The organism is uncultured Roseobacter sp. (genome assembly GCF_947495025.1).
In the GTDB taxonomy this organism is placed as follows: Bacteria; Pseudomonadota; Alphaproteobacteria; order Rhodobacterales; family Rhodobacteraceae; genus Roseobacter.
The window spans coordinates 460,670-484,407 of record NZ_CANLXG010000003.1; the positions used below are offsets into that span (position 1 = coordinate 460,670).

Annotated in this window: 24 protein-coding genes; 11 read left to right on the forward strand and 13 right to left on the reverse strand. The window is 60.6% G+C overall.

All coding sequences use genetic code 11. The annotated features are described in order from the left end of the window. Positions 1-307: 307 nt before the first annotated feature. The 3 genes from Q0792_RS16430 to Q0792_RS16440 all read right to left on the reverse strand — a co-directional run bounded on the left by Q0792_RS16430 (position 308) and on the right by Q0792_RS16440 (position 2,860). Positions 308-1,018, reverse strand: a complete 711-nt coding sequence (locus Q0792_RS16430) for an anti-sigma factor (RefSeq protein ID WP_298843235.1) — start codon at positions 1,016-1,018, stop codon at positions 308-310. Further along, positions 1,015-1,557, reverse strand: coding sequence for a sigma-70 family RNA polymerase sigma factor (locus Q0792_RS16435; protein ID WP_298843238.1), 543 nt, complete (start codon positions 1,555-1,557; stop codon positions 1,015-1,017). Before Q0792_RS16435 ends, Q0792_RS16430 begins: the two co-directional genes overlap by 4 nt. Positions 1,558-1,624: 67 nt before the next feature. Next, positions 1,625-2,860 (reverse strand): acyl-CoA dehydrogenase family protein, encoded by a 1,236-nt coding sequence (locus Q0792_RS16440; protein WP_298843240.1) that lies wholly within the window; start codon positions 2,858-2,860, stop codon positions 1,625-1,627. 95 nt (positions 2,861-2,955) lie between these two features. Between Q0792_RS16440 and Q0792_RS16445 the strand changes: the two genes are divergently transcribed. From Q0792_RS16445 to hutG, 5 genes are all read left to right on the forward strand, one after another. Further along, on the forward strand, positions 2,956-3,993 hold the full coding sequence (locus Q0792_RS16445; RefSeq protein ID WP_298843242.1) for a phosphotransferase family protein: 1,038 nt from the start codon (positions 2,956-2,958) through the stop codon (positions 3,991-3,993). Continuing rightward, positions 3,980-4,591 carry a 2-hydroxychromene-2-carboxylate isomerase gene (locus Q0792_RS16450; RefSeq protein WP_298843245.1) on the forward strand — a complete coding sequence of 204 codons (612 nt, stop codon included), beginning with the start codon at positions 3,980-3,982 and terminating at the stop codon, positions 4,589-4,591. The genes Q0792_RS16445 and Q0792_RS16450 overlap by 14 nt, the downstream gene beginning before the upstream one ends. A 71-nt stretch (positions 4,592-4,662) precedes the next feature. Further along, positions 4,663-5,856 carry an FAD-binding oxidoreductase gene (locus tag Q0792_RS16455; RefSeq protein WP_298843248.1) on the forward strand — a complete coding sequence of 398 codons (1,194 nt, stop codon included), beginning with the start codon at positions 4,663-4,665 and terminating at the stop codon, positions 5,854-5,856. Between the two features lie 20 nt (positions 5,857-5,876). Beyond that, on the forward strand, positions 5,877-6,710 hold the full coding sequence (locus tag Q0792_RS16460) for an NAD(P)-dependent oxidoreductase (RefSeq protein WP_298843251.1): 834 nt from the start codon (positions 5,877-5,879) through the stop codon (positions 6,708-6,710). 42 nt (positions 6,711-6,752) lie between these two features. Next, positions 6,753-7,541 carry an N-formylglutamate deformylase gene (hutG, locus tag Q0792_RS16465; protein ID WP_298843256.1) on the forward strand — a complete coding sequence of 263 codons (789 nt, stop codon included), beginning with the start codon at positions 6,753-6,755 and terminating at the stop codon, positions 7,539-7,541. A 36-nt stretch (positions 7,542-7,577) separates the two neighbouring features. On the opposite strand, the gene Q0792_RS16470 is transcribed toward hutG, so the two are convergent. Both Q0792_RS16470 and Q0792_RS16475 read right to left on the reverse strand, forming a co-directional pair. Beyond that, positions 7,578-8,846: a tetratricopeptide repeat protein gene (locus Q0792_RS16470; RefSeq protein WP_298843259.1), complete on the reverse strand. Its 1,269-nt coding sequence runs from the start codon at positions 8,844-8,846 to the stop codon at positions 7,578-7,580. Positions 8,847-8,905: 59 nt separating this feature from the next. Next, positions 8,906-10,276 carry an MATE family efflux transporter gene (locus tag Q0792_RS16475; RefSeq protein ID WP_298843262.1) on the reverse strand — a complete coding sequence of 457 codons (1,371 nt, stop codon included), beginning with the start codon at positions 10,274-10,276 and terminating at the stop codon, positions 8,906-8,908. Between the two features lie 221 nt (positions 10,277-10,497). Between Q0792_RS16475 and Q0792_RS16480 the strand changes: the two genes are divergently transcribed. Further along, positions 10,498-11,781, forward strand: coding sequence for an alpha/beta fold hydrolase (locus Q0792_RS16480; protein ID WP_298843265.1), 1,284 nt, complete (start codon positions 10,498-10,500; stop codon positions 11,779-11,781). A 157-nt stretch (positions 11,782-11,938) separates the two neighbouring features. Next, on the forward strand, positions 11,939-12,226 hold the full coding sequence (locus tag Q0792_RS16485; RefSeq protein WP_298843267.1) for a hypothetical protein: 288 nt from the start codon (positions 11,939-11,941) through the stop codon (positions 12,224-12,226). Here the strand turns inward: Q0792_RS16485 and Q0792_RS16490 are convergent. Then, complete coding sequence (locus tag Q0792_RS16490; RefSeq protein WP_298843270.1) at positions 12,223-12,831, reverse strand: carboxymuconolactone decarboxylase family protein; 609 nt, start codon at positions 12,829-12,831, stop codon at positions 12,223-12,225. The two genes, Q0792_RS16485 and Q0792_RS16490, sit on opposite strands and share 4 nt — an antisense overlap. Positions 12,832-12,963: 132 nt before the next feature. Between Q0792_RS16490 and parE the strand changes: the two genes are divergently transcribed. Beyond that, positions 12,964-14,922 (forward strand): DNA topoisomerase IV subunit B, encoded by a 1,959-nt coding sequence (gene parE / locus Q0792_RS16495; RefSeq protein ID WP_298843272.1) that lies wholly within the window; start codon positions 12,964-12,966, stop codon positions 14,920-14,922. A gap of 155 nt (positions 14,923-15,077) precedes the next feature. Beyond that, positions 15,078-15,557: a hypothetical protein gene (locus Q0792_RS16500; protein ID WP_298843275.1), complete on the forward strand. Its 480-nt coding sequence runs from the start codon at positions 15,078-15,080 to the stop codon at positions 15,555-15,557. A gap of 858 nt (positions 15,558-16,415) precedes the next feature. Here the strand turns inward: Q0792_RS16500 and Q0792_RS16505 are convergent. Then, positions 16,416-16,814: a cytochrome c gene (locus tag Q0792_RS16505; RefSeq protein WP_298843278.1), complete on the reverse strand. Its 399-nt coding sequence runs from the start codon at positions 16,812-16,814 to the stop codon at positions 16,416-16,418. 151 nt (positions 16,815-16,965) lie between these two features. Between Q0792_RS16505 and Q0792_RS16510 the strand changes: the two genes are divergently transcribed. Beyond that, positions 16,966-17,646, forward strand: a complete 681-nt coding sequence (locus tag Q0792_RS16510; RefSeq protein WP_298843281.1) for a hypothetical protein — start codon at positions 16,966-16,968, stop codon at positions 17,644-17,646. Here Q0792_RS16510 and Q0792_RS16515 read toward each other — a convergent pair whose 3' ends face one another. Further along, complete coding sequence (locus Q0792_RS16515; protein ID WP_298843284.1) at positions 17,647-18,048, reverse strand: c-type cytochrome; 402 nt, start codon at positions 18,046-18,048, stop codon at positions 17,647-17,649. A 100-nt stretch (positions 18,049-18,148) separates the two neighbouring features. On the opposite strand from Q0792_RS16515, the gene Q0792_RS16520 reads away from it, so the two are divergent. After that, positions 18,149-18,583: a DMT family transporter gene (locus Q0792_RS16520; RefSeq protein WP_298843286.1), complete on the forward strand. Its 435-nt coding sequence runs from the start codon at positions 18,149-18,151 to the stop codon at positions 18,581-18,583. On the opposite strand, the gene Q0792_RS16525 is transcribed toward Q0792_RS16520, so the two are convergent. The 5 genes from Q0792_RS16525 to proS form a co-directional block, all read right to left on the reverse strand. After that, complete coding sequence (locus Q0792_RS16525) at positions 18,567-19,562, reverse strand: Ldh family oxidoreductase (protein ID WP_298843288.1); 996 nt, start codon at positions 19,560-19,562, stop codon at positions 18,567-18,569. The genes Q0792_RS16520 and Q0792_RS16525 overlap by 17 nt on opposite strands. Positions 19,563-19,638: 76 nt before the next feature. Next, positions 19,639-20,316, reverse strand: coding sequence for an ABC transporter ATP-binding protein (locus Q0792_RS16530; RefSeq protein WP_298843291.1), 678 nt, complete (start codon positions 20,314-20,316; stop codon positions 19,639-19,641). Then, the gene (locus Q0792_RS16535; protein WP_298843293.1) at positions 20,309-21,595 is read right to left on the reverse strand and encodes a lipoprotein-releasing ABC transporter permease subunit; all 1,287 of its coding nucleotides are present in this window, start codon (positions 21,593-21,595) and stop codon (positions 20,309-20,311) included. The genes Q0792_RS16530 and Q0792_RS16535 overlap by 8 nt, the downstream gene beginning before the upstream one ends. Positions 21,596-21,649: 54 nt before the next feature. After that, positions 21,650-22,150 (reverse strand): DUF2937 family protein, encoded by a 501-nt coding sequence (locus Q0792_RS16540; protein WP_298843296.1) that lies wholly within the window; start codon positions 22,148-22,150, stop codon positions 21,650-21,652. Between the two features lie 69 nt (positions 22,151-22,219). Next, the gene (gene proS, locus Q0792_RS16545) at positions 22,220-23,614 is read right to left on the reverse strand and encodes a proline--tRNA ligase (protein WP_298843299.1); all 1,395 of its coding nucleotides are present in this window, start codon (positions 23,612-23,614) and stop codon (positions 22,220-22,222) included. Positions 23,615-23,738 lie beyond the last annotated feature (124 nt).

The following is a 23,738-nucleotide window of genomic DNA, read 5'->3' on the forward strand; positions in this document are numbered from 1 at the left end:
CAGAAAACGACACATCGATGCACGGAAAGGGCGCATTTATGGCGAGACCGGGCAGAGAAGGCAGCAGATAAGCTTTCGTAAACCCGCCCATCCGGGGAGTTCAATCGACTGCAATCGCCAACATTATTGACAATAAGTGACAATTTCCTGCGATCCAGGTGGGGCGGACAGGCAAATGCCGCATGCATCGCCTGCCCGGTTACTTTAAACCGCAACACTCTTTAACCCGAGCCACAGTCTTCCTCTGCGCCCGGTCATTCAGAGTAACGAAATGCCGGGATAGAAAGTTTCACAATGCTCGGGAATTTTACAGCCCGGAAACGGCGGAGGCGGCCAGAATGTCTCCCGAAGGTGCTCCGGTAGGAGAGCCGCCGGGCGGTTCATCTGAAACGGCCAGCGTCAGAGAGGCCGCCTGAAGCGCCAGTTCGTCGGGTATCTGCACCCAGACCTGAAGCGTGTCCGGCAACACGCCCAGAGAAACCGGTTCGGCGCCCTCGGCCATGGCCCAGATTTCCAGGACACGGCCATCGCGCGCGCCTCCGGCTGTGCGACTGACGACAATGCCGCCGCGTGACGGGTCGTAGACAGCCAGGATCGTCAGACCCTCATCGGCGTTCTCCAGCTGGGCTGCAAAGGACGGAATATCCGGTCCCACATCAACCGTCAGATCATTCAGGCTGATCCAGGCAGCCACGGCAAGGGCTGCAAAACTGATCAGCTGCCACGTGCCGGCACGCTGAAGCAATGGTCGGCGCTCGGCCCCAAAAAGCCTGTGCTTCAGGCGCTTACGTGCCCGGCGCGGCGGCCGGACCGGTTTGATGTCGTCGACAAGAACAGCGAACCTTTCCTGCCACTGCGCCACGGCTGCAATAAAGGCCGGATCAGAACGCAGCGATTCCTGAACCATTCCGGCATCTTCGGGCGGTGTCAGACCCAGCGCATATTCGGCAGCGATGAACTGCATATCCTCATTGTGCGGGCCCATCTCATCCTGCGGCGTATCGGGTGTGTCAGTCATGCGGACATGCACTCCCGAAGCGCGATCAGACCCCGGCGGAGCCACGTCCGCATGGTATTCAGAGGCACGTCAAAACGCGCGGCCAGATCCGCATAGCTCTGTCCGTCAATATAGGCCCCGCGCACCGCTTCACCTTTGTTCTGCTCGAGCCCGTCGAGGCACTTTACAAGTTTCTTCGCTTCTGAGGCGGCAACGGCGGCCTGTTCCGGCGTCGGCCCGGGTGCTGCCAGCACAGTTTCCACAATATCGAGGTCCATGTGTCCGGCCCTGCGCGCGCGCAGCCGGTCAATCGCCGTGTTACGGGCAATGGTAATCAGCCAGGTCATCGGGCTCAGCCCGTTCGCCCTGTAGCGCCCTGCGTTGTTCCAGATTTTCACATAGGCGTCCTGCATCGCGTCCTCGGCCGCGGCCTTGTCATTCAGGACACGCAGGCAAACCGCGAAAAGTTTCGCACTGGTCGCATCGTAAAGCGCCTCAAACGCGGTTTTATCGCGCAAAGCTGTTCTGGTGATCATTTTTTCGATCTTTTTGCGGTTCATCGCTGCTCCCCCCGGGACAGGCGGCATTTAGGGCACCACCTGCGCCGCTGTCAAACAACCAGCATGGTCAGATCTTCTGCTGCGTGTATCTGCGCAACTCGGCACGGGCCACCTGGCGACGGTGTACCGCATCCGGTCCGTCTGCGAACCGCAGCGCGCGTTGCCAGGTCCACGCCATGGCCAGCGGCGTGTCCTGACTGATCCCCTGCCCGCCGTGCATCTGCATCGCCTCATCAATGACTTTGAGCGCCATGCGTGGCGCGACCACCTTGATCTGGCTGATCCAGGGGGCCGCAGCGCGAGCATCGCCCTGATCCATCATCCAGGCGGCTTTCAGGCACAGCATCCGCGCCATCTCGATCTCCATCCGGGCCTCGGCGATAATGTCGAAATTCGCGCCCAGATGCACCAGCGGCTTGCCAAAAGCCTCTTTCTGAAGCGAGCGCCGGCACATCAGTTCAAGCGCCGCCTCGGCCTGACCGACAGAGCGCATGCAGTGGTGAATACGGCCTGGCCCAAGACGCCCCTGGGCAATTTCAAATCCGCGCCCCTCGCCCAGCAGCAAGTCCTTTGCGGGAACACGCACATCTGTAAACCTGATGTGCATGTGTCCGTGTGGTGCATCATCATGCCCAAACACCAGCATCGGACGCAGGATCTCAATACCCGGCGTTTTTGCGTCGACGACAATCATTGAATGACGCTGGTGTTTGGGCGCGTCATCGTCGCCGGTCTGCACCATCACAATGTACACCGCACAGCGCGGATCACCCGCACCACTTGCCCAGTATTTTTCGCCGTTCAGCACGTAATCGTCTCCGTCCCGCACACAGGACATCGCAATGTTCGTGGCGTCAGAACTCGCCACGTCGGGCTCTGTCATCAGATAGGCAGACCGGATTTCTCCTTCGAGCAGTCGCGCAAGCCAGCGCTCTTTCATCTCCGGCGTGCCATAACGCTCAAAAACTTCCATGTTGCCGGTGTCCGGGGCTGAGCAGTTGAACACCTCCGCGGCCAGAGGTGTTTTCCCCATTTCTTCGGCAAAATAGGCGTATTCAACTGTACTGAGCCCGAAACCACGTTCGGAATCTGTCAGCCAGAAGTTCCAAAGACCCTCTGCCTTTGCTTTCGCTTTCAGCCCCTCCAGAATTTCAGACTGCCGGGCGGTATATGCCCAGCGGTCGCCCGTGCCGACCTCGGCATGGTATTCTGCCTCCAGCGGCATCACCTCATCGCGGATCATCTGTGCCACGCGTTCCAGCAGAGCCCGGTTTTCCGGTCGCATCCTAAAGTTCATATCCACTGCATTTCCTCCCGCGCGCATGACGGGGCTTTCCCCGCGCCGCCAGACTTGCTTAGATCGCACGGACTTGTCCATGGGCCGGAAGGGAAAACACGATGCACAGTTTTGACCGGTCTGATCTGGAACGCTGCCTGCAGGAAAACGTCGGGGGATTCTCCACCCTCGATGACATTACAAAATTCTCTGACGGTCAGTCCAATCCGACATACAGGGTGCTCAGCGGGTCAGAAGCTTATGTACTGCGCGCCAAACCGCCCGGCAAACTGCTGAAATCGGCGCATGCAGTCGACCGGGAATACCGGGTCATGCAGGCACTGGCCAGGACAGGAGTACCCGTGCCAAAGGTGTTCTTTCTCTCTGGCGAAGAAAGCCCGCTGGGCACGCAGTTTATGGTGATGGAGCTGATTGAGGGGCGGATCTTCTGGGACCCGGCCCTGCCCGATCAGGAACGCGGCGCGCGACGTCGTATCTATAATGCCATGAACGCGACCCTGGCGCGGCTGCACCGTGTCGACCCCGGTGCAGTGGGCCTTTCCGACTTCGGCAGGCCGGGCAACTATTTCGAACGCCAGGTCGCACGCTGGTCCCGGCAGTATCGCGACAGCGCCACTGACCCACTGCCTGATGCCGACTGGCTGATGGCCTGGCTGGATGATCACATGGTGCCGGATGATGGCGAAAACAGCATCGTGCACGGCGATTACCGTATTGATAACATTATCTTTCACCCGGACCGCGAGGAAATCGCGGCAGTGCTCGACTGGGAACTGAGCACCCTGGGGCATCCACTGGCGGACCTGGCGTATCAGTCCATGCACTGGCGCCTGCCCTATGAGGGCGATTTCCGTGGCCTCGGCAGTGTCGACCGTCACGACGCGGGCCTGCCGGATGAGGACGAATACGTGGCAAGTTACTGCGAACGGCGGGGGATTGACCGGCCCCGCAACTGGGCTTTCTACCTCGTCTTCTCTTATTTCCGCCTGCTTGCGATCCTGCAGGGCGTCTACCGGCGCGGCCTTGAGGGCAATGCCTCCAACCCAGGCGACAGCCACCGCTGGCGAGCAATTATCGAAATGCTGGCGCGAGACGCCCGTGCCCTGGCTCAGAAAGGTGAGCGTTATGAAGACCATTGACTATTTCTACAGCTGCCATTCCGTTTTTGCCTACTTCGGCGCCTGGAGGCTCGAAGAGATCGCCGCAGAAAAACAGGCCCGGATCATACACCGGCCGTTTGACCTGGACCCGGTGATGCAGGCTGCCGGCAGCACGCCTTTCCGGGAACGCAGCACCGCCCACCGCGCCTATTTCTTTGGGCGCGAAATCGCCCGCTGGGCTGAATACCGCAACCTGGCGATCACCGGACGCCGGCCGACATATCACGACAACCCGCTTGCACCGGGGAACGGGATTATCATTGCCGCACAGAATGCCGGAGGCGATGCCGGGGCGCTCTCACGTGCCATCCTCCAGGCGCACTGGAAAGATGACGCGGATATGGCCGATCCTGACACGCTCACTGCACTCGCCGAGGGTCTTGGGATGAATGGACGCGACCTGATGGCCGCAGCCATGTCGGACGCTGTTCAGGCCGAACACGCAGAAAACACCAGAGCTGCCATCGCTGCGGGAGTGTTCGGATCGCCCACATACTTTGTGGATGGCGACATGTTCTATGGTCAGGACCGGCTGGAACTGGTCGCCCGCGCACTGGATACCCCTTTTGCCCGCTGAGGCATCACAACGCTTGACCTGGCGCCCAATCGGGTGTTCCTGAAACCGTCTCAAAACGCAGGCAGGAATATATGACGGCACAGAACAAAAGTTATGACGTGGTGATCGTCGGGGGGGGTATGTACGGTGCCTCCGTGTCGTGGTGGCTCAGCCAGACACCCGGGTTCAGCGGCCGTATCCTGGTGGTTGAGCGTGATCCGACTTATGAGAATGCGGCCACGAGCCATACCAACAGCTGTATGCGCCAGCAGTTTTCCAATCCTGTGAACATCGCGATTTCGCGTTTCTGTGCAGAATTTGTGCGCAACTTCCGCGACTATATGGGGGGCGATCCGGATGTGCCGGAACTGGCAATGCACTGTTTCGGCTACCTTTATCTCGCCGACACGCCCGCCTTTGCAGAGACCCTGCAGGAAAGCCAGAATATCCAGGCCGGTCTCGGCGCCGCCACGCAGTTCATGACCCGCGATGAGATCGCGGCAGCCTGGCCATTCTACCAGCTCGATGACATCGTTGGCGGCAACTACAACGCCGTGGACGAAGGTTATTTCGACGGTGGTACCATGTTCGACTGGTTCCGGCGGATGGGTGCCCGCAACGGCGTCGAATATATCCATGACGAGGTCGTATCGCTGCAAAAGAATGCAGGCCGTATCGACAGTGTCACCCTGAAATCCGGGGCTGTGATCAGCTGCGGCGTTCTGGTGAATGCCGCTGGGACACGCGGTGTCAGGGTCGCCGAAATGGCAGGTATCCAGGTCCCGGTCGAGCCACGCAAACGCTACACCTATATTTTTGACGCAGCTGAACCGCTGGAAAAGGATCTGCCACTGACGATCGATCCCTCGGGCGTGCATTTCCGCACCGACGGGCGGTATTACATGGCGGGCGGTCATGCGGATGAGGATCCGGCCGTTGATCAGGACGACTTCGTGGCCGATCACGGTCTGTGGGAGGAGAAATTCTGGCCCATCATCGCCACCCGCGTTCCGGCTTTCGAGCGGGTGCGGGTGATCAATATGTGGGTCGGCCACTACGACTTTAACACGCTCGACCAGAACGCAATTGTCGGGGCTTCTCCGGAAGTCAGCAACTTTATGTTCCTGAATGGCTTTTCCGGCCACGGTCTGCAACAGGCACCGGCACTTGGCCGGGGGCTGGCCGAACTGATCACAAACGGTGCATACAGCAGCATCGACCTTTCGGCCTTTGGCGCAGGCCGCATACTCGCAGGAGAAAAATTCCTGGAAAAAGCGGTGATCTGATAAATGAACAGGAGTATCACATGAAAATCGTCCTAACAGGTGCCGCAGGCCGGCTCGGCTCTTACCTGCGCGAGCCGCTGGCGGCTATGTGCGACACCCTGGTCAGCACGGACATCGCCGACGAAATCGGCACGCTGTATCCCGGAGAGACCTACGTAAAAGCTGATCTCGCCTCTTATGACCAGATTGCCGCCGTGGTTGAGGGTGCGGATATGGTTGTGCATTTTGGTGCCATCGTGGACGAAAAACCTTTCGAAGAGATGCTCGGCCCCAATTTTGTCGGCTCCTACAACATCTGGGAAGCCGGCTATCAGACCGGTGTCCGCAGGATTGTCTATGCCTCGTCCATCCACGCGGTCGGCATGTATCCAAAGGCAGAATGCATCGATACGGAAGTGCCGCACCGGCCCGATACCTTTTACGGGCTCGCCAAATGCTTCACCGAGGATCTGGGACGTATGTACTGGGACAAACGCGGGATGGAGTCTGTCCATCTGCGTATTCTCAGCTGCACCACGGTTGGCAATGCCCGGGCGCTTGGCTCCTGGCTGAGTTATGACGACCTGATCCAGCTGGTAACCCGCGCTGTGGATACACCGTCGACAGGCTTTGCCGTCATTTATGGCGTATCGGACAATGACCGCCGCCCCGTGGACAATGCGCGGGCATCCTTTCTCGGCTACCGGCCCAAAGACAACGCAGAACAGTTTGCTGCGGAAATACTTGCAAAGGAACCGCCTGCCGATCTCTCGGATCCCGGCCAGATGTGCCACGGTGGCCCCTTTGCCAAATTTGATCTCGGTCAGAGCGCTCTTTCTGTGATGAATATCGACACAACCAAAAAAGACACCTGACGCCCCGCACCACCGCAACAACAGAACACAGGAGCACGCGCCTTGCCGGTAGATGTCACACCCGGAGACAGCCCGCTGATCCTGGCGTTTCCACACAGTTGCTCGGTGGTGCCCGAAATCTATCGCAGGCGACTGAACCCGAACGGGCAGGCCCTGCGTGATACCGACTGGCACGTCGACCGGCTCTACAGTGGTCTGGCACCGGGCGCGACAACGGTGCGGGCCAATTTTCACCGGTACGTTTCTGATGCCAACCGCGATCCCTCCGGCCAGCCCCTTTATCCGGGGCAGCACAACACCGGCCTCGTGCCGCTGACGGATTTCGACGGTCAGCGGATCTGGGACGATCCGCCCACACCGCGCGAAATGGCGACACTCAGGTCCGCCTATCATGTGCCCTATCACGCAGCCCTCAGTCTGCAGATTGCGCGGGTACAGTCGCAGTATGGCTTTGCCGTGCTCTGGGACTGTCATTCGATCCGATCACATATCCCAAAGCTGTTCACCGGTCTGCTGCCCGACTTCAACATTGGCACGGCCAGCGGCGCATCCTGCGACAAAAAGCTGACCGCGCGCATAGAAGCGTTGTGCCGCGCACATGGTCACTACACCGTGGTGGTGGACGGCCGGTTCAAAGGAGGCTGGACCACCCGCCGCTATGGCAATCCTGCCCGGCGCGTGCATGCTGTTCAGATGGAAATCGCCCAGAGCGCGTATCTCGCCTCGGAAAATCCACCGTGGACATATGACGAAGGTAAGGCAGAACGGTTACGCGCTGTGCTCGGGGAACTGCTCACCACAGTGACTGGATGGCGCCCCGACAGCATTTAAATTCAACGGGCTGCACCGCGTACCTCATGTGATACATCAGGCAGGGATACTTGAGGAAAGCAGGGGTCTGCGCAGGGCTGCGATGTCGCGGGCCTCCTGTGCGCGGCCAGCGCGAACGAGGCAGGTCAGAAGGCTCTGTTCGACCATATCACGCTGTGCCCGGCTACCACCTATGCGGGCCAGATCTGCCATTGCCCGCATCATGGAGCCCGAGGCTTCGGACCAGTCCCCGGCAGCCATGGACCGGTAACCTGCCGCCAGATCAGGCACCAGATCCGCCGCCGGACCGGCAGGAGCAGTGATAATCTGCTCAAGGGCTGGCGCGTCGCCTGCCATCGCATGCGCGAGCGCTGCGTGGACATCCACAAATGCATTGCCGGTGGCAGGAAACGCCTGACGGGCATAGGCACTGACAGCCTGCCATCGCCCGTCATCAACCGCCACGCCGGCCAGCGTTGCGCGATGAAGGATCGACACCGTATCCGTCAGGATATTGATCGCCGGACTGGCAGATCCGCTCGCCGGAGCGACAGCTGCATCCACCCGTGTCCACATGCCCTCTGTATCACCCTGCGCCAGCGACCAGAGCGCGGCGTGCCAGTAGAGATGAGAATAGAGAATTCCATCGTTTTCATAACCTTGCAGCCAACTGTTCAGATAAGTCAGCCCCTGATCTGTCGCACCGGCCTCGTACCAGATGTGGCTGCGGACGTGCACGCCGTGTGCATTTTCCGGCTTCTGTGCCAGCGACCGGTCGATCATCTGGTCGGCCTTTTCGATGTTTCCGGTTTCGCAGAGGGCAAAAGCATACTGGCTGGTCATCCACCAGTCAGCGCCATAGTGCGGCAATAATCCGGCGGTAAAGGCCAGAATTTCTGCCTCGCGACCGGGCTTGCCGGAAAAACCGATCAGCCCGAACACCGACGAACACGTCTGCGCCACAAGCGCGTCCCGCGGCCAGGCATCAGTATGCGCCCTGATGGCCCGGTATGCCTGCGGCCCCTGTCCCCGCAGCAGAAGCCCGAAGGCGTTGATATGGCTTGCTTCCCGGTCTGTTGTCCCACTGCTCAGCGCCTCAGCGCGCTCCAGAGCTGCAAGCGCCGCCGCGCCCTGCCCGAGGGCGTGATGCGCCCGTCCCAGCCCCATCCAGCCCAGTGCAAAGCCCGGGTCCTCCCGGGTGACCGCGTCAAAAGCCTCAACCATGCCCGACTGCCCCGCCAGCATCACGCTGGTGGCATGCGCGTAAGCCTCTGCAGCCCGTGCCGACGCTGTCGTTATCCGGTTATCATAGCCGTCTTTCTGCATCGGTCCCTCCCTAAGGTCCGGAATGAGACTGTGGCCGTGCTGCCGGGGCGTCAAGAGGATTATGGACGGTCTGTTTCTTCGCGGAACCGGGGCAGCGCAAATCTCCAGAAGCGGAGGGAAAGCAGCACAGCTGCCATTCCGAGGCCCGCTACAAGCCCCAGCCAGACGCCGACACCGCCCCAGCCAAAGTAAAATCCGAAAAGGTAGGAACAGGGGATACCGAGCAACCAGTAACTTACTGCCGCCAGGATCATGGGCACTCGTGTGTCCTGAATGCCCCGCAGAAGCCCCAGCGCGATCACCTGCGCCCCGTCCACCAGCTGGAAAAATGCAGCTGTAATCAGCAGCAGTGTCCCGATCTGCAGGATTGCATCACGCTGCGGTTCGTCACGCTGCATAAACAGCGACAAAAGCGGTTCGGGCAGGGTCAGAAAGATCACAATCGTCAGTGACGCCGTGATCAGGGACAGCGCAGTCACCGTCAGAGCACCGCGCCGCATATGCGCGGGGTCGCGCCGACCGAGCGCGTTGCCCGCCCGGATCGTGGCCACGTTACTCAGCCCCACGTGCAGCATAAACGTGACAGCCGACAGCTGCACCGCAATGCCATGTGCCGCAAGCGGAACGGTTCCGATCCAGCCCATCATTGTCGCAGAAGCCGCGAACAACCCGGTCTCTGACAGGTTTGTCAGCCCGATGGGCCAGCCCAGCCGGAAAACCCGGCCCATCATCTGAGGATCTGCTTTCCAGAACCTTCTGAAAAGCGCGTGCTCCGGCAACGCGATCTGCACATAGATAACTACGCCGGCCAGTGACACCAGATGGCTGAGTACAGATGCGATCGCAGCCCCCGCGATCCCCAGTTCAGGTGCGCCCCAGTTTCCGAAAATCAGGGCATAGTTCGCCACACCATTCGCCACGGCGCTCAGCACTGTAATCCAGAGCACAATCTGCGTACGCTCAAGCGCCGCGAGGTAGGATTTGAGCACCATGACCAGCAGAGCAGGGAAAACACCCAGGCCCGCGATGCGCAGATAGGCGCCTGCGTCGGCGGCAACACCTGCGCTCTGACCGGTCCAGAGCAGCAACTGTTCAGCTGTGATCATCAGCGGAAGAGCCAGAAGTGCAAACCCGATGCTCAGCCACAGCCCCATACGCGTCGCGCGGCGCACCTGCGTCTGATCGTCTTCTGCGACAAACGACGCCACCAGCGGCATCACTGCCCAGGCAAACCCTGAGCCGAAAATGAACAGGGTAAAAAAGAACGTCGAGCCCAGCGTCACCGCCGCAAGCGCCTCAATACCGTACCATCCAAGCATGACCGTATCGGTCACGCTGATAGCCATCTGAGCCAGATGCCCACCCACCAACGGCAGGCCCAGCCGCAGCACCGCCCGGCTGTGATCAGGGTATGTCATCTGTCTGGCCATGCCCTGCCTTACGCCTGACAGCGGACAAGGAAAAGGGGGCGCGCTGCCCGTCGCAAAAAATCTCCGGCGGGCGTCACCGGGCCTGGTCCCGGACGGCGTACCACAGGCCGGCCTCGCGTTTCCGGCGAGGCCGGCCGCATAAGTGCTTGATCTGTGGCCAGAACCTGTCAATCTGCGGTAGAATTTCGGTGCCACCCGGTGGCACAAGCGAGGATACCAAGATGAGCCGCACCAGCTTTGTTGCAGCCCTGGCCCTTCTGGCCGCAGGTCAGGTGTTGGCAAATCCGGTTGACGAGGTCCGTCCAGACGCCCCCGAACTGGCCCCCTATGGTACTTTTCCGATCGGCGTGCAGACACTGCGGTTTGTGAATCCCGGCCAGATTGACGTGCTGGCTGTAACCGGCGACGACGTGCCACTTTATGACCGTGAACTGACAGTAGAGGTCTGGTACCCTGCGGTCGAAGGCACCCAGCCGGGCGGGTCTTATGATACTGTTCTGCGGGACGGTCAGACACCGGTGACTCTGACCGGCCGTGCGGCACGTGACGCGGAACCGGTCGCCGATGGAAGCTATCCGCTGATCGTGATCAGCCACGGCTATCCCGGCAACCGGTATCTGATGTCGCATCTTGGCGAGAACCTCGCTTCCAAAGGCTATATTACTGTCGCCATCGATCACCGGGACAGCACCTATTCCGATCAGGCCGCCTTTGGCTCTACCCTGCTCAACCGCCCGATCGACCAGCGCTTTGTCATAGATCAGATGGCGGCACTCGAGAGCAACCTGGGCGCGATAACAGACACTTCTGTTGTAGGTGTGATCGGTTACTCCATGGGCGGGTACGGCGCGCTGGTGTTCGGCGGTGCGGGCGTGACGCAGGCCTCGACTGAATACAGCTGGGGTACGCCCAACGGCCTGCTGGCACAGCACCTGTCAGGCAGCGAAAGCCATGCCGCGCTGATCGACCCCCGGGTCAGGGCACTCATCGTTATTGGTCCCTGGGGCCGCAATGCAGGTTTCTGGGATGCCAACACACTGGCGGGACTGGAAAAACCGACACTTATCATGGCGGGCGGATCGGATGATGTTTCGGTCTATGGCGCCATCCGGACGATTTTCGAAGAAGCGCGCGGCACGGAACGACATCTGCTGACCTTCAATCACGCAAACCATAATGCAGCCGCCCCGATCCCGGCACCCAAAGAAAGCCGGGAGCCTGTGGACACTCTCGATTTCGTGCCATTTGAGCATTATGCCGACCCGGTCTGGGACACAGTGCGCATGAACAACATTGCCCAGCACTTTGCCACTGCGTTCTTTGACCTGCATCTGCGCGGCGATGTCTCCCGGCGGCCGTATTTTGATCTGATCCCTGTGTCTGACGACGGGGTAACGGCGCTGGACGAAGAAGCTCTGCCGACGGATGACCATACTTACTGGACTGGCTTTCCCGACAGAACCGCACGCGGTCTGCGGTTCGAAACCCTTGCTGAGGGCGAGTAGGCCCTGTCCTGACACCCGGGCGCAGTTTCACGGCTTTTTCCTGACCGCACGGCATCGTGACTGCGCCGCATGGACATTCCGGCAGAACTCCCCCAGAATTGCTGCCGTTCTGCTGATTGCCAGCCTGTTGCCGGCACAGTCAGACGGGGTACACGACGTGAAAGACACAATCAGTAAACGGCGGGTGGACCCCTTCTCTCTTCTTTCAGAGGCCCTGGAAAACGGGTGGCAGACAATCGACACAATCCCCCGCGCCGGTCAGGGGGAATTTCTGGTGATTACGCTGACCGGACTGCGCTGTCTGGCGCGGACGCGCAGCGCTGAGCCGCGCATCCGCCGGGAAGACGGCTGGGGGCCGCGCCGCACCACTGTTGTGGCCTGTGGCAGCGGCAATTATCTCGGGGCCATAGCCTGGCGCTGGCCGGAAACAAACGGGGACGCCTAGGTATGCCCCCAGTCATCAGGATCCTCTGAATTGCCCGGGCTCAGCCCGATAATATCGCCTTCTGTCGAGCAGCCCAGCCCCAGAACCGTGCGGTTGGCATAGGCAAAATAAGCCACCACCTGATTGATCTCGAGAATCTGCCCGTCGTCCCAGCCGCTTGCCCGCAACGCAAGGACATCCGCCCTGCGCATGTCTCCGGGTGTTTCATTCAGTTTGCGGGCATAGCGCATTGCTGCCTGCTCCGCCGCACTCAGGGGCATGGCACCGACGGCCCCCAGCCGGATTGCCGTCTGGATCGCATCGGAACGTGCATGATCGCCAATCAGCCGCCGCATCCCAGCGAAATGATGCCGCTCGCAGTAATCGCACTTGTTCAGATGCGACACCCAGACCCCCAGCGCCTCCAGAAACCACTTGGGTACAGTATTACCCGAATGGTGCAGAACGTATTTATAGAGGGTCATGTGCCCTTCCATCGTATGCGGTCTCAGGGAATGCGCCATCATAATGTTGTCGACATTATCGCCCGGCCCCCTGATCCGCTCATAGAGCTGTCTCAGCCGCCCCGTCGCCGCCTCAAAGGGCACCGTTGTGATCCAGGTCATCCGTCTGCCTTTTCGTTAACCATTTTCCCGCGCATCTGACCCGCAATTGACGCATAAGGAAAGGGTCCGGGGCTTTCCCCGCCCCTGCCCCTCTGCCATACTTGGCGCAATCACCAAAAGAGGCTCGAGCTTATGCCCAATGATCTGCTGACCGGCACCGCACCAGAAGACTATGATGCCTCCTCTATCGAAGTGCTGGAGGGGCTGGAGCCTGTCCGTAAACGCCCCGGCATGTACATTGGCGGCACCGATGAACGCGCGCTGCACCATCTGGTGGCAGAAGTACTCGACAATTCCATGGACGAGGCCGTCGCGGGCCATGCCAACCGCATCGAGGTCGAGCTGCACGACGACTACGCCGTGACCATCCGCGACAACGGCCGCGGCATCCCGATCGACCCGCACCCGAAATTCCCCGACAAGTCTGCGCTCGAGGTGATCCTCTGCACGCTCCACGCAGGCGGCAAGTTTTCGGGCAAAGCATACGAAACCTCGGGCGGTCTGCACGGTGTCGGCGCCTCGGTGGTCAATGCCCTGTCGGACAGCATGGTCGTCCAGGTCGCCCGCAACAAGGAAGTCTTTGAACAGCGCTTCTCGCGCGGCGTACCGCTGGGACCCGTGGAGAAAGTGGGCACGGCACCCAACCGCCGCGGCACCACCGTCACCTTTCACGCCGACGAGCAGATCTTCGGCTCGCACCGCTTCAAGCCCGCGCGCCTCTTCAAGAGCATCCGCTCCAAGGCCTACCTCTTCTCGGGCGTCGAAATCCGCTGGAAATCCGCGATCAACGACGGCGAAACCCCGACAGAGGCCACCTTTCACTTCCCCGGCGGCCTCTCGGATTACCTGCGCGAGACCCTTGGAACCGCCACGACCTACGCCGATAATCCCTTTGCCGGAACGGTTGATTTCAAAGAGAAATTCGGCGAGGCGGGCAAGGTGGAATGGGCCATCAACTGGACCCCTTCCCGCGACGGTTTCATCCAGTCTTACTGTAACACCGTGCCCACGCCCGAAGGCGGCACCCATGTGGCCGGCTTCTGGGCCGCGATCCTCAAAGGCATCAAGGCTTATGGCGAGCTCAGCAACAACAGAAAGGCCGCCCAGATCACCCGCGAGGACCTGATCTCGGGCGGCTGCGCGCTGGTTTCCTGCTTCATCGCTGACCCGGCCTTTGTGGGCCAGACCAAGGACCGCCTTTCTACCGAGGCCGCGCAGAAAATGACCGAAGGGGCCGTGCGCGACCACTTTGACAACTGGCTGGCGGCGGATACGAAATCCGCCGGCGCCATCCTCGATTTCCTGGTCCTGCGCGCCGAAGAACGCCTGCGCCGCCGTCAGGAAAAGGAAACCGCCCGCAAATCAGCCACCAAAAAGCTGCGCCTGCCCGGCAAACTGACAGACTGCACGTCCAAGGACCGCGCGGGCACCGAGCTTTTTATCGTCGAGGGCGACAGTGCGGGTGGCTCCGGCAAGGGCGCGCGCGACCGCAAAACCCAGGCCCTGCTGCCGCTCAAGGGTAAGATCCTCAACGTGCTGGGGGCGGCCTCGTCCAAACTGGGTTCAAACGCCGAAATCTCGGATCTCTGCGAGGCGCTGGGGTGTGGCATGGGCACCAAATTCAACCTCGATGATCTCCGCTATGACAAGATCATCATCATGACTGACGCGGATGTGGACGGCGCGCATATCGCCTCGCTGCTGATGACGTTTTTCTTTACCCAGATGCGCCCGCTGATTGACGCGGGCCACCTCTATCTTGCCTGCCCACCGCTTTTCCGGCTGACGCAGGGGGCGAAACGGGTCTATTGCCTCGATGAGGCTGAAAAGGACGCCTGGCTGGAAAAAGGTCTGGGCGGCAAAGGCAAAATTGACGTCTCCCGCTTCAAGGGTCTGGGGGAAATGGACGCCAAGGACCTCAAAGAGACCACCATGGACCCAGCGACCCGCAAACTGATCCGCGTGTCGATTGACGAGGATATGCCAGGCGAGACCGGCGATCTGGTCGAGCGCCTGATGGGGAAAAAGCCCGAGCTGCGGTATCAGTACATCCAGGAGAACGCGAAGTTTGTGGAGGAGCTGGATGTTTAAATAACATCTATTCAAGGGGTTAGCTGGTGCCGACGTACATGTCAAGAAGCTACTTTGGAGGAGGGGGACCCTACCAAGTACCGGGTTTTTGTCCGAATTGCGGCCCAGTCATCTGCGGCTTAACCTTCCCGTCTCCGGCAGACGCGAATACAATCATGCACGGCAATGCAGCTAGTTGCCCCAAGTGCGGGAGTTTAGCGGCACTTGAAGACGGAAGATATGATTTCAGAAAACAGGCGCTGCGAATATTGGCTGAGGCCGATATTACAAAGAAACAAGCAAAACAATTCACAAGAAAAATTGAAAAGGCCGCCAATCTAAATTCGCTACCGAAAAGCGTAGCGCCCATCAACCCAGCCCTTGAGCAAGTCGCCGAGCTCGCGATTCAGCAAAACAATCCTCGCTTAGCACTAAGTCAAATAGGACATATTTTGTTCTTTATCGCCGGAGCCGCAGTTTCAAATATTGTAAACGCCGACGAACTCTGGGATCGCTATTGGAAAGGTGAGCTATTCGAAAATCACCAAACTGGCAGCAGCGAGTCAAAACAGAACTTGGCAGACGAGGCCGAAAGAAACACCCCCGATGAAGGAAAGAACAAATCCTCTGACGATTGGAATACAACGGATGTTTGACATAAACGACTACTCCAACATTCAATTCTGAGACTAGCATGCAGCGAAGCGCGTTGCGCTTCCGCCCATTTGACCGAACACAGCGCTAAACGTTTGTTTACAATTCCGCCCGAGGCCCCGCCTCGGGCCGCGCCCGACCTCCCCCACGGGGAGGGCGCATTCTATGCCCCCTCGTTTCTGCGAACCCCTCCGGGCTCAAACGCTCCACTGGAGCGTTTGCAAGACGCCCTCCGGCCCGAGGTCAGGCGCAGCCCGTCCCAACTGTTGCAATGTATCCTTATTGCGCCTGTACAGGGCTCCGCCCGTTCAGCCCTGAAACCTTCCCCCTTGGGAGGGCGCACTGCGTGCCCCCCTGATGCTGCCGCATCGCTCCGGCCTCAAACGTTCCACTGGAACGATTGCAAGACGGCCTCCTTCCCGGGCTAACACGCTGCCCTTTCCATCAGTTCCGCTAAGAAACCGCTACGTCCGTGGCGTTACCTGAGCGAACGCACCACATCTGCGGAAGCACGCCCGTGCTCGTCCCTCACCACCCATGGCACATCATCCACGGGGGGCAAGGGGCGCCCAAAGGCGTCTCACATCGCCATCATATGAACAGCCTCAAAGGCGATCCAGACACCCATCAGGGCCAGAAATCCAATCACAGTCGGTACAACTACACGGGCCATATCGGCGCTCCTTTCCAGGCACCCCGGCGGGGTGCGGTCAGTGCCGCAGCGCGTTCTGCCCTGCGATCTGACCCCCATGTGGCCCCTGCAGACTGACACAAACACCCCCCGCACCGTCACGATATTTCACGCCGTCGGGAGTGCCCTGAAACATCGTGCGCCGGTACCGGTCGCGCACAGTCTGACGCTATTCCTGCAGCCCGCGCAGGTATTCCAGCAGGTCCGCCACCGGCTGCGAGGTCAGCACCGGCTGCCCGGTCTCAGTTTTCAGGATCACATCAGTGCCCTCGAAAAATTCGCCATAGACCGGCATGGGCGAGCCGTGGCTCACCAGCGGATCGCGCCCGTCGATACGCATGATAATACGCTCGACCGGCAACACACCGTCATGCCGCGCTGTCAGCCCCGTCAGGTCCGGCGGCTGCAGCACCAGCGCCGGCGCCATCGGGCCGTTGCCCCGCGCCTCTTCGCCATGACAGGTGGCGCAGTGGCGTGCATAGATCTCGGCCCCGATCACGGCGTCCTGTGCCAAAGCAGCGCCGCCGATCAGCACCAGACCACTCAGAACAGCTGTAAAATTATTCATGATCAGCTCCTTATCCATCCGCTATCAGCATGGCATGCCCTGAGGGCGCGCGCCTTGATCCGGATCAAGCAGCCATTACTCCAAGATGAAAACCACGTGACGGCTGCAGGCACTGCTTGATTGCCGGGCGGGCTTTCTGCACTGATGGGGCATGCGATTATTTGTCATTGCCAGTCTGATTGTTCTGACCGCCTGCGGCCGCCCCCTGACAGAAACAGAGGTGGCTTTCGCCCGCACCATTCACGGCGATACCCTTGATGTGGATCGCGTCCGCCTTGTGGACGGTGCGCCCACGCGAGCGGTGACTTTCCGGCGTGCCGCACGCCCCCGGACCACGTGCCGCGAGCGCATCCTGCCGCCCATCACAGAGGAGGTCGTTACGTCCAAACCTGCGGCTGTGGCGTTTTACAACCGCGTGCTGTTCGACAAAGACTGGTACCTCGATGACTATCTGCCCGACTATCCGGACCGCATCGGGCTGATTGCGGCGATGCTCTTTGCGCATGAACTGACCCACGTCTGGCAGTGGCAGAATCGCCAGGACACCGGATATACCCCGCTGCGGGCTGCTTTTGAGCATGGCGGCGCCAGCGACCCCTACCTCTTTGATCTCAGTAAAGAACCCCGTTTCGCGGATTTCGGATATGAGCAGCAGGGGGCGATTATGGAAGAATTTGTCTGCTGTCGCGCGCTGGACCCCGGCGCGGCCCGCACGCAGCGCCTGCATGCACTGATTTCACAGGCCATGCCGGTTGCGCCACTGCCACAGTCGCGCCCCTATGCGGTCGGCCTGCCCTGGGAGGGGGTTGAAATCGAAGGCATCTGCAGCTGATCAGGGGACCTGCACAGACCGCAGCCAGGCCAGGATCGCGGCCTGCGCCCGCGGTACCCGCGCGACGCCCGGCAGACGTGCGCGGCGTGGGTCTTCCAGTGCGACCAGCGGTGTCATGGCCCGCCCGTCCTGTTCGCCTGTGGCATAGGCCTCGAGTATACCGAGCACACGGGCATCAGGGAATTCCCCGCCCGCGCTGCGCGACAGTACGGTCAGATCGGCCGGTGTCTTGCTGAGCCCGCGCACCCCGGCGCCGCCACCGCCGCGGGCATCACCGCCATGACACAGAGCGCAACTGGCCGCAAAGAGCGCTGCGCCCTCGCGTTCGAGATCGCGCTCTCCCGGCCCACAGGCCGCGAGGACCAGTATCAGTCCCGGAACCGGAAAAGTCAGACGGCGCAAATGAATTCCTCCTTTGTCGGGCCAGCCGTGGAAAACGGCCTTGCCGCTGTCATAGCAGGAGGTCATGCTCGGATTAATGTCAGGTTAAAAGGATCGCTCCATGGCCCAATACGCAATCATTATGACACTGGCCGGCGTAGGCATCCCGATGCTGGCCGCACTGAACGCAGCGCTTGGTCAACGCATCGGATCCCCGGCTGCGGCAGCGACGGTTCTGTTCACAATCGCGTTTCTGTCTTGCCTCGCGGTCATGATCACAACCGGTCCGCAGGCTCTTTCCAAAGTCACCCAGGCCCCCAGATATCTCCTGCTCGCAGGCGTGCTGATCGCGTTTTATGTTCTCAGCATTACCTGGATTGCCCCGGTTTTCGGCGTCGGCAACGCGGTGTTTTTCGTTCTGCTCGGTCAGCTCGTCAGTGCTGCCGCTATTGACCATTTTGGCCTCTTTGGCGCGCGGGTCGCCCCGCTGGACCTGACACGGGCCGCCGGCATCGCCCTGATGGCAGCGGGTGTCTTTGTCACGCAGAAGGTTTAGGCCCGCAGGCAAGCTCTTCGATCTGCGCCCAGACACTGTCTGCAACTTCGACCCGCTCGGCGGCTGTGCGGAACTGACCCGGAATGCGTCCTCCCTCGTCTTCTCCGACCGCTGCGACAAGAGCGTTCATCCGGGTACCGAAGTCCGGCGATACATCGGGATCCATCAGGATGTAGAACTGGCCAAGATCGTGCGGCGCACCCGTGGGAGCTTTGAGTGGTCTGACGTCCCGGGACAGCACAGAACCGGTCATACCGGCCGCGAGGATTTCGGCCATCAGACCGAAGCCCCAGCCCTTGTACCCACCCATCGGAACGAGAGATCCCTGCAGAGCCGCATCCGGATCCGTCGTAGGCCGGCCTTCGGCATCCAGCGCCCAGCCTTCCGGAATGGACTGTCCGGCGGCCTTTGCCATTGTGATTTTGCCAAGTGCGACCGTCGTCGTTGACTGATCAAACTGCATCGCAAGGCCGCCCTCACCGTCTGGCACCGAAAAAGCAATCGGATTTGTGCCGATCACACGACTGCGCCCACCCGGTGGCGCAACAATGGGTGACGCATTGGTGAAACCGATGCCGATCATACCGGCGCGTGCAATCTGCTCGGTGAAATACCCAAGGGACGTACAGGTATGCGCATGGCCGATTGCCAGCGTAGCTGTTCCGAACTGCCTCGCGGCATCAAGTGCTGGCGTCAGACCATGTGCAAATGCCGGTTGTGCAAAACCGTATCCTGCGTTGACGTGCAGTGTGGCAGGACGCGGTGCCGTAACAACCGGAACCGCGGCGCCATCTACCCGGCCACTCAGAAGCTGCAGACAATAGCTTTCGACGTAATACAGCCCGCAGATACGGTTGCCATGCGCCTCTGCAGCCGCAACCGCCCGCGCAACTTCGGTCGCAGCAAATGGTTGGGCACCGTGCTTGCGCAATGCCTCTGCGGTCACCGCTTCAATCGTGGTGATATCGGTTAATGGCATGATTTTCTCCCCGGTTGCGCGCAGATTGCGCCCAGGCAGGCGCCAAGGTCAAGCGCAACACGGCAGCAGGTGCCAGTCAGACAAGCAGGCCGTTTCCGAGCCTGATCTGACGATCCATCCTGACGGCGAGGTCAGGGTTGTGTGTCGCAATCACGGCCGCCAGTCCTGTGTCCCGCACCAGCTGCATCAAGGCTTCGAACACCTGATCCGAGGTTTCCGGATCCAGGTTGCCCGTCGGTTCGTCTGCAAGCAGGAGCGCAGGGCTGTTGGCCAGCGCCCGGCAAAAGGCAACGCGCTGTTGCTCGCCACCGGACAGGGCGGCAGGCCGGTGCGAAGCGCGTGACGCCAACCCAACCGATTCAAGCAGGCCCGTTGCCCGGATATCTGCGTGCGCGCGCGCGACCCCATTCGCCAGCTGTGGCAGAACCACGTTCTCCAGCGCGGAGAATTCGGGCAGCAGGTGGTGAAACTGATAGATAAACCCGACATCCGAACGGCGAACGGCGGTACGGCGACCGTCACCCAGCCCGCTCATTTCTTCACCGGCAATCCGCACAATACCGGTGTCCGGCGTATCAAGCAGGCCGGCAATATGCAGCAAGGTGGATTTACCTGCACCGGACGGCGCAACCAGTGCAACAACCTCTCCGCGCGACACGGTCAGATCGACGCCACGCAGCACGCTGACCTCGCCCGGTTCGCCTGGGTTGTACGCTTTGGCGATGCCCTGCAGCTCCAGCACCGGATCACTCATACCGAAGCGCCTCGACGGGGTTCATGCGCGCGGCACGTCGCGCTGGAAAGAGGGTGACCACAAAGGACAGGCCGAGAGACAGGGCAACCGCAGACAAAACATCCCCGAGGTGCAGCTCTGCGGGCAGTGCATAGATGCCGCGGATAGACGGATCCCAGACGCCGCCGCCCATCATCACGTTCACAAAAGAAAAAATCGGATCAATGAAAATTGCGAAAAGAGAGCCGAGGATCACGCCCATCAGCGTGCCCAGCACACCGGTCGCTGCACCACAGATGAAGAATATCCGCAGCACCGAACCCTCGGTCAGACCCATCGTGCGCAGGATGCCGATATCCCGACCCTTGTTTTTGACCAGCATTATCAGGCCCGAGACGATGTTCATTGCCGCAATCAGTACCAGGATGGACAGGATGATGAACATCACATTGTCCTCGACTTCGAGCGCCCGCAGAAACCCGCCCGACGCATCGCGCCAGGTCCAGACCTGCGCCCGGACGCCCGCAGCCTCCAGCAACGCCGGAGACAGCCCGTCGACGTTCTCGGGGTCTTCGACCATCACCTCGATTTCGTCAGCGCGCCCCTCGCGGTTGAAGAATATCTGCGCCTCCTCAAAAGGCAGATACGCGCGCACACGATCAATGTCATACCGCCCCGCAGAGAAGATGTAGGTTACGTCGTAGGCATTGATGCGCGGCGATGTGCCGAAAGCGGTCTTTACGCCATCCGGCGAGATCAGCCGGATCCGGTCACCGATCCCGACACCGAGTTCCCGGGCCACGCCCGAAGCCAGAGCAATTCCGCTTTCAAAGCTGTTGATATCGCCCAGCGACATTTCCGCATCTGCGATACCCGGCAGGGTCCGCAGGTCGTCTCCGCTGATGCCGTAAAGATCAATGCCTGCATTACTGCCCTGTCCGGCACCCATGACCTGCGCGCGGATCAGCGGTGCCGCACGTGTGACACCGGGGACCTGGCTCAGGCGTTCTGCGAGGGCTTCGTACTCTGAAATGCTCCGGTCGATCCGGCCAGCGGCGGTGACTTCACCCAGCGAATACACCGTGACGTGCGCATTTGCTCCAAGGATCGTGCCGACGAATTCGGCCCGGAAACCCGACCGCACAGCAAGTGTTGCGATCAGGGCAAAAACGGCGAGCGTAATACCGATCAGGCTGATCCAGGTCATCGTGCTGACGCCACCTTCGGCACGGCGCGCGCGCAGATAACGCCAGGCAATCATCCATTCAAAGGCGGCAAAAGGGGCTGTGGTTCGTGCCATCGGTTGTCCTGCAGGGCGTATTTCCGCGCAACGTGGGGCTTTGACCCGGGCGGGTCAAGCAGACTGTTGCACCCGCCGCCGCGGCCAGCCCGGCAGGAGCATAAACAAAAGGCGCAATACCGCCCAGCTCAAAAGGAAACCTGCCATGGCAAACAGCGCCGTCGCCGGGGTCAGTGGCAGTGATGGCCGGAAGGCTGACCAGGCACCGCGCGCCACTTCTGCATCCGTCAGGCGGGCAGCATGATAGGCGCGCATAAAGGGGCCATGGCCGCTCAGAACCACAAGATCCGCACTGAGCGCGGCATGACGCTCAAACGTGCGCTGCATGTCCACGCGCCGGGCCTCAACAAAGGCGGAACCGGTCATCTGCGCAAGAGCCGCATCCCGCGTCAGACCCAGAGCCGCAGCAGACGCATCAAAATCGGCTACGACCTGATCCAGCGCGTCAACCGCGCCGCCCAGTCGCTGAAGATACTGTTGCGAGAACGCGGGAAACTGGGCCGCGCCCAGCGCACCGCTGAGGCTGACTGCGAAGATGGCTGCGCGAAGGATCATACCCTGCTCCTGCTCTCCCCCAGGAGGCATCGGCGGCATCATACCAGACACCGGCGGTGTCGCAAAGCGTCAGATATAGGTGTGGAACGATCGCTGCGCCATCATCTCCACGTGCTCGCCCGGCGCGCTGTGACCACTGTAGATACCGGCCACCGTTTTCACGGCTTCTTCAGGCGGCAGCTCTTCGCTCTCGCCGGTGCGGCGGCTGGTCAGCTCGACCACACCGTTTTTCAGACCGCGTGGCCCAACGGTGATCCGCCAGGGCAGTCCGATCAGATCCATGGTTGCGAATTTGCCACCGGCGCGCTCGTCGCGGTCATCATAGAGCGGGTCGAGCCCGAGCGCTTTGAGCGACGCATAAAGCGCATCACAGGCACCATCCGCCTCGGCATCACCCTGTTTCAGGTTCACGATCCCGCAATGGAACGGTGTAACGCCTTCGGGCCAGATGATACCCTTGTCATCGTGGCTGGCCTCAATAATTGCGCCCAGAAGACGGCTCACCCCGATCCCGTGACTGCCCATATGCACCGGCGTGGCCTTACCGTCCGGGCCCTGCACGGTCGCTCCCATCGCCTCGGAATACTTGGTCCCGAAATAGAAAATCTGTCCAACCTCGATACCACGCGCCGTGCGCCGCCGCTCTTCGGGAATGGCGCTGAAGAGCGCTTCGTCGTGGGTCTCGTCGGTCCGTGCGTAGAGATTGGTGAACTCCTGCATGATCGACTGGCACTGGTCCACATCGTCGAAATTGATCTCGCGGTCACCAAAAGTCAGATCAGTTACGGCGCTGTCATAGAACACCTCCGACTCGCCGGTTTCCGCCAGGACAAGAAATTCATGCGTATCATCCCCGCCAATCGGGCCGCTGTCGGCACGCATCGGAATGGCCTGCAGACCCATCCGCTCGTAGGTACGCAGATAGCTCACCAGATGGCGGTTATAGGCATGCAGCGCATCCTCTTTGGTCAGGTCAAAATTGTACCCGTCTTTCATGTAGAATTCGCGGCCCCGCATGACACCAAACCGGGGGCGCATCTCGTCGCGGAATTTCCACTGGATATGATAGAGCGTCAGCGGCAGATCCTTATAGCTGCCCACATGAGACCGGAAGATGTCGGTGATCATCTCTTCGTTTGTAGGGCCATAGAGCATGTCCCGGTCCTGGCGGTCGCGGATGCGCAGCATTTCGGGGCCATAGGCATCATACCGCCCGCTTTCGCGCCACAGATCGGCAGGCTGCAGCGTAGGCATCAGCATCGGAATATGCCCTGCGCGCTGCTGTTCCTCGTGGACGATGTTCTCGATCTTGCGCAGAACCCGGAACCCAAGCGGCAGCCACGAATAAATCCCGGCGGCATTCTGTTTGATCATTCCTGCACGCAGCATCAGACGATGGCTTACGATCTGCGCCTCCGCAGGATTTTCACGCAGTACAGGCAGGAAATAGCGGGTCAGGCGCATGGTACCGGGTCCTCTGGTCAGAAATCTCCGGACCTGACTATGCCAATCTGTGCGCCCCCGCAATCGGACAATCGGCGCAGCGCTGAGCGGTTTTTCACCCGGCACCCTTGAAGTGGCGGCGATG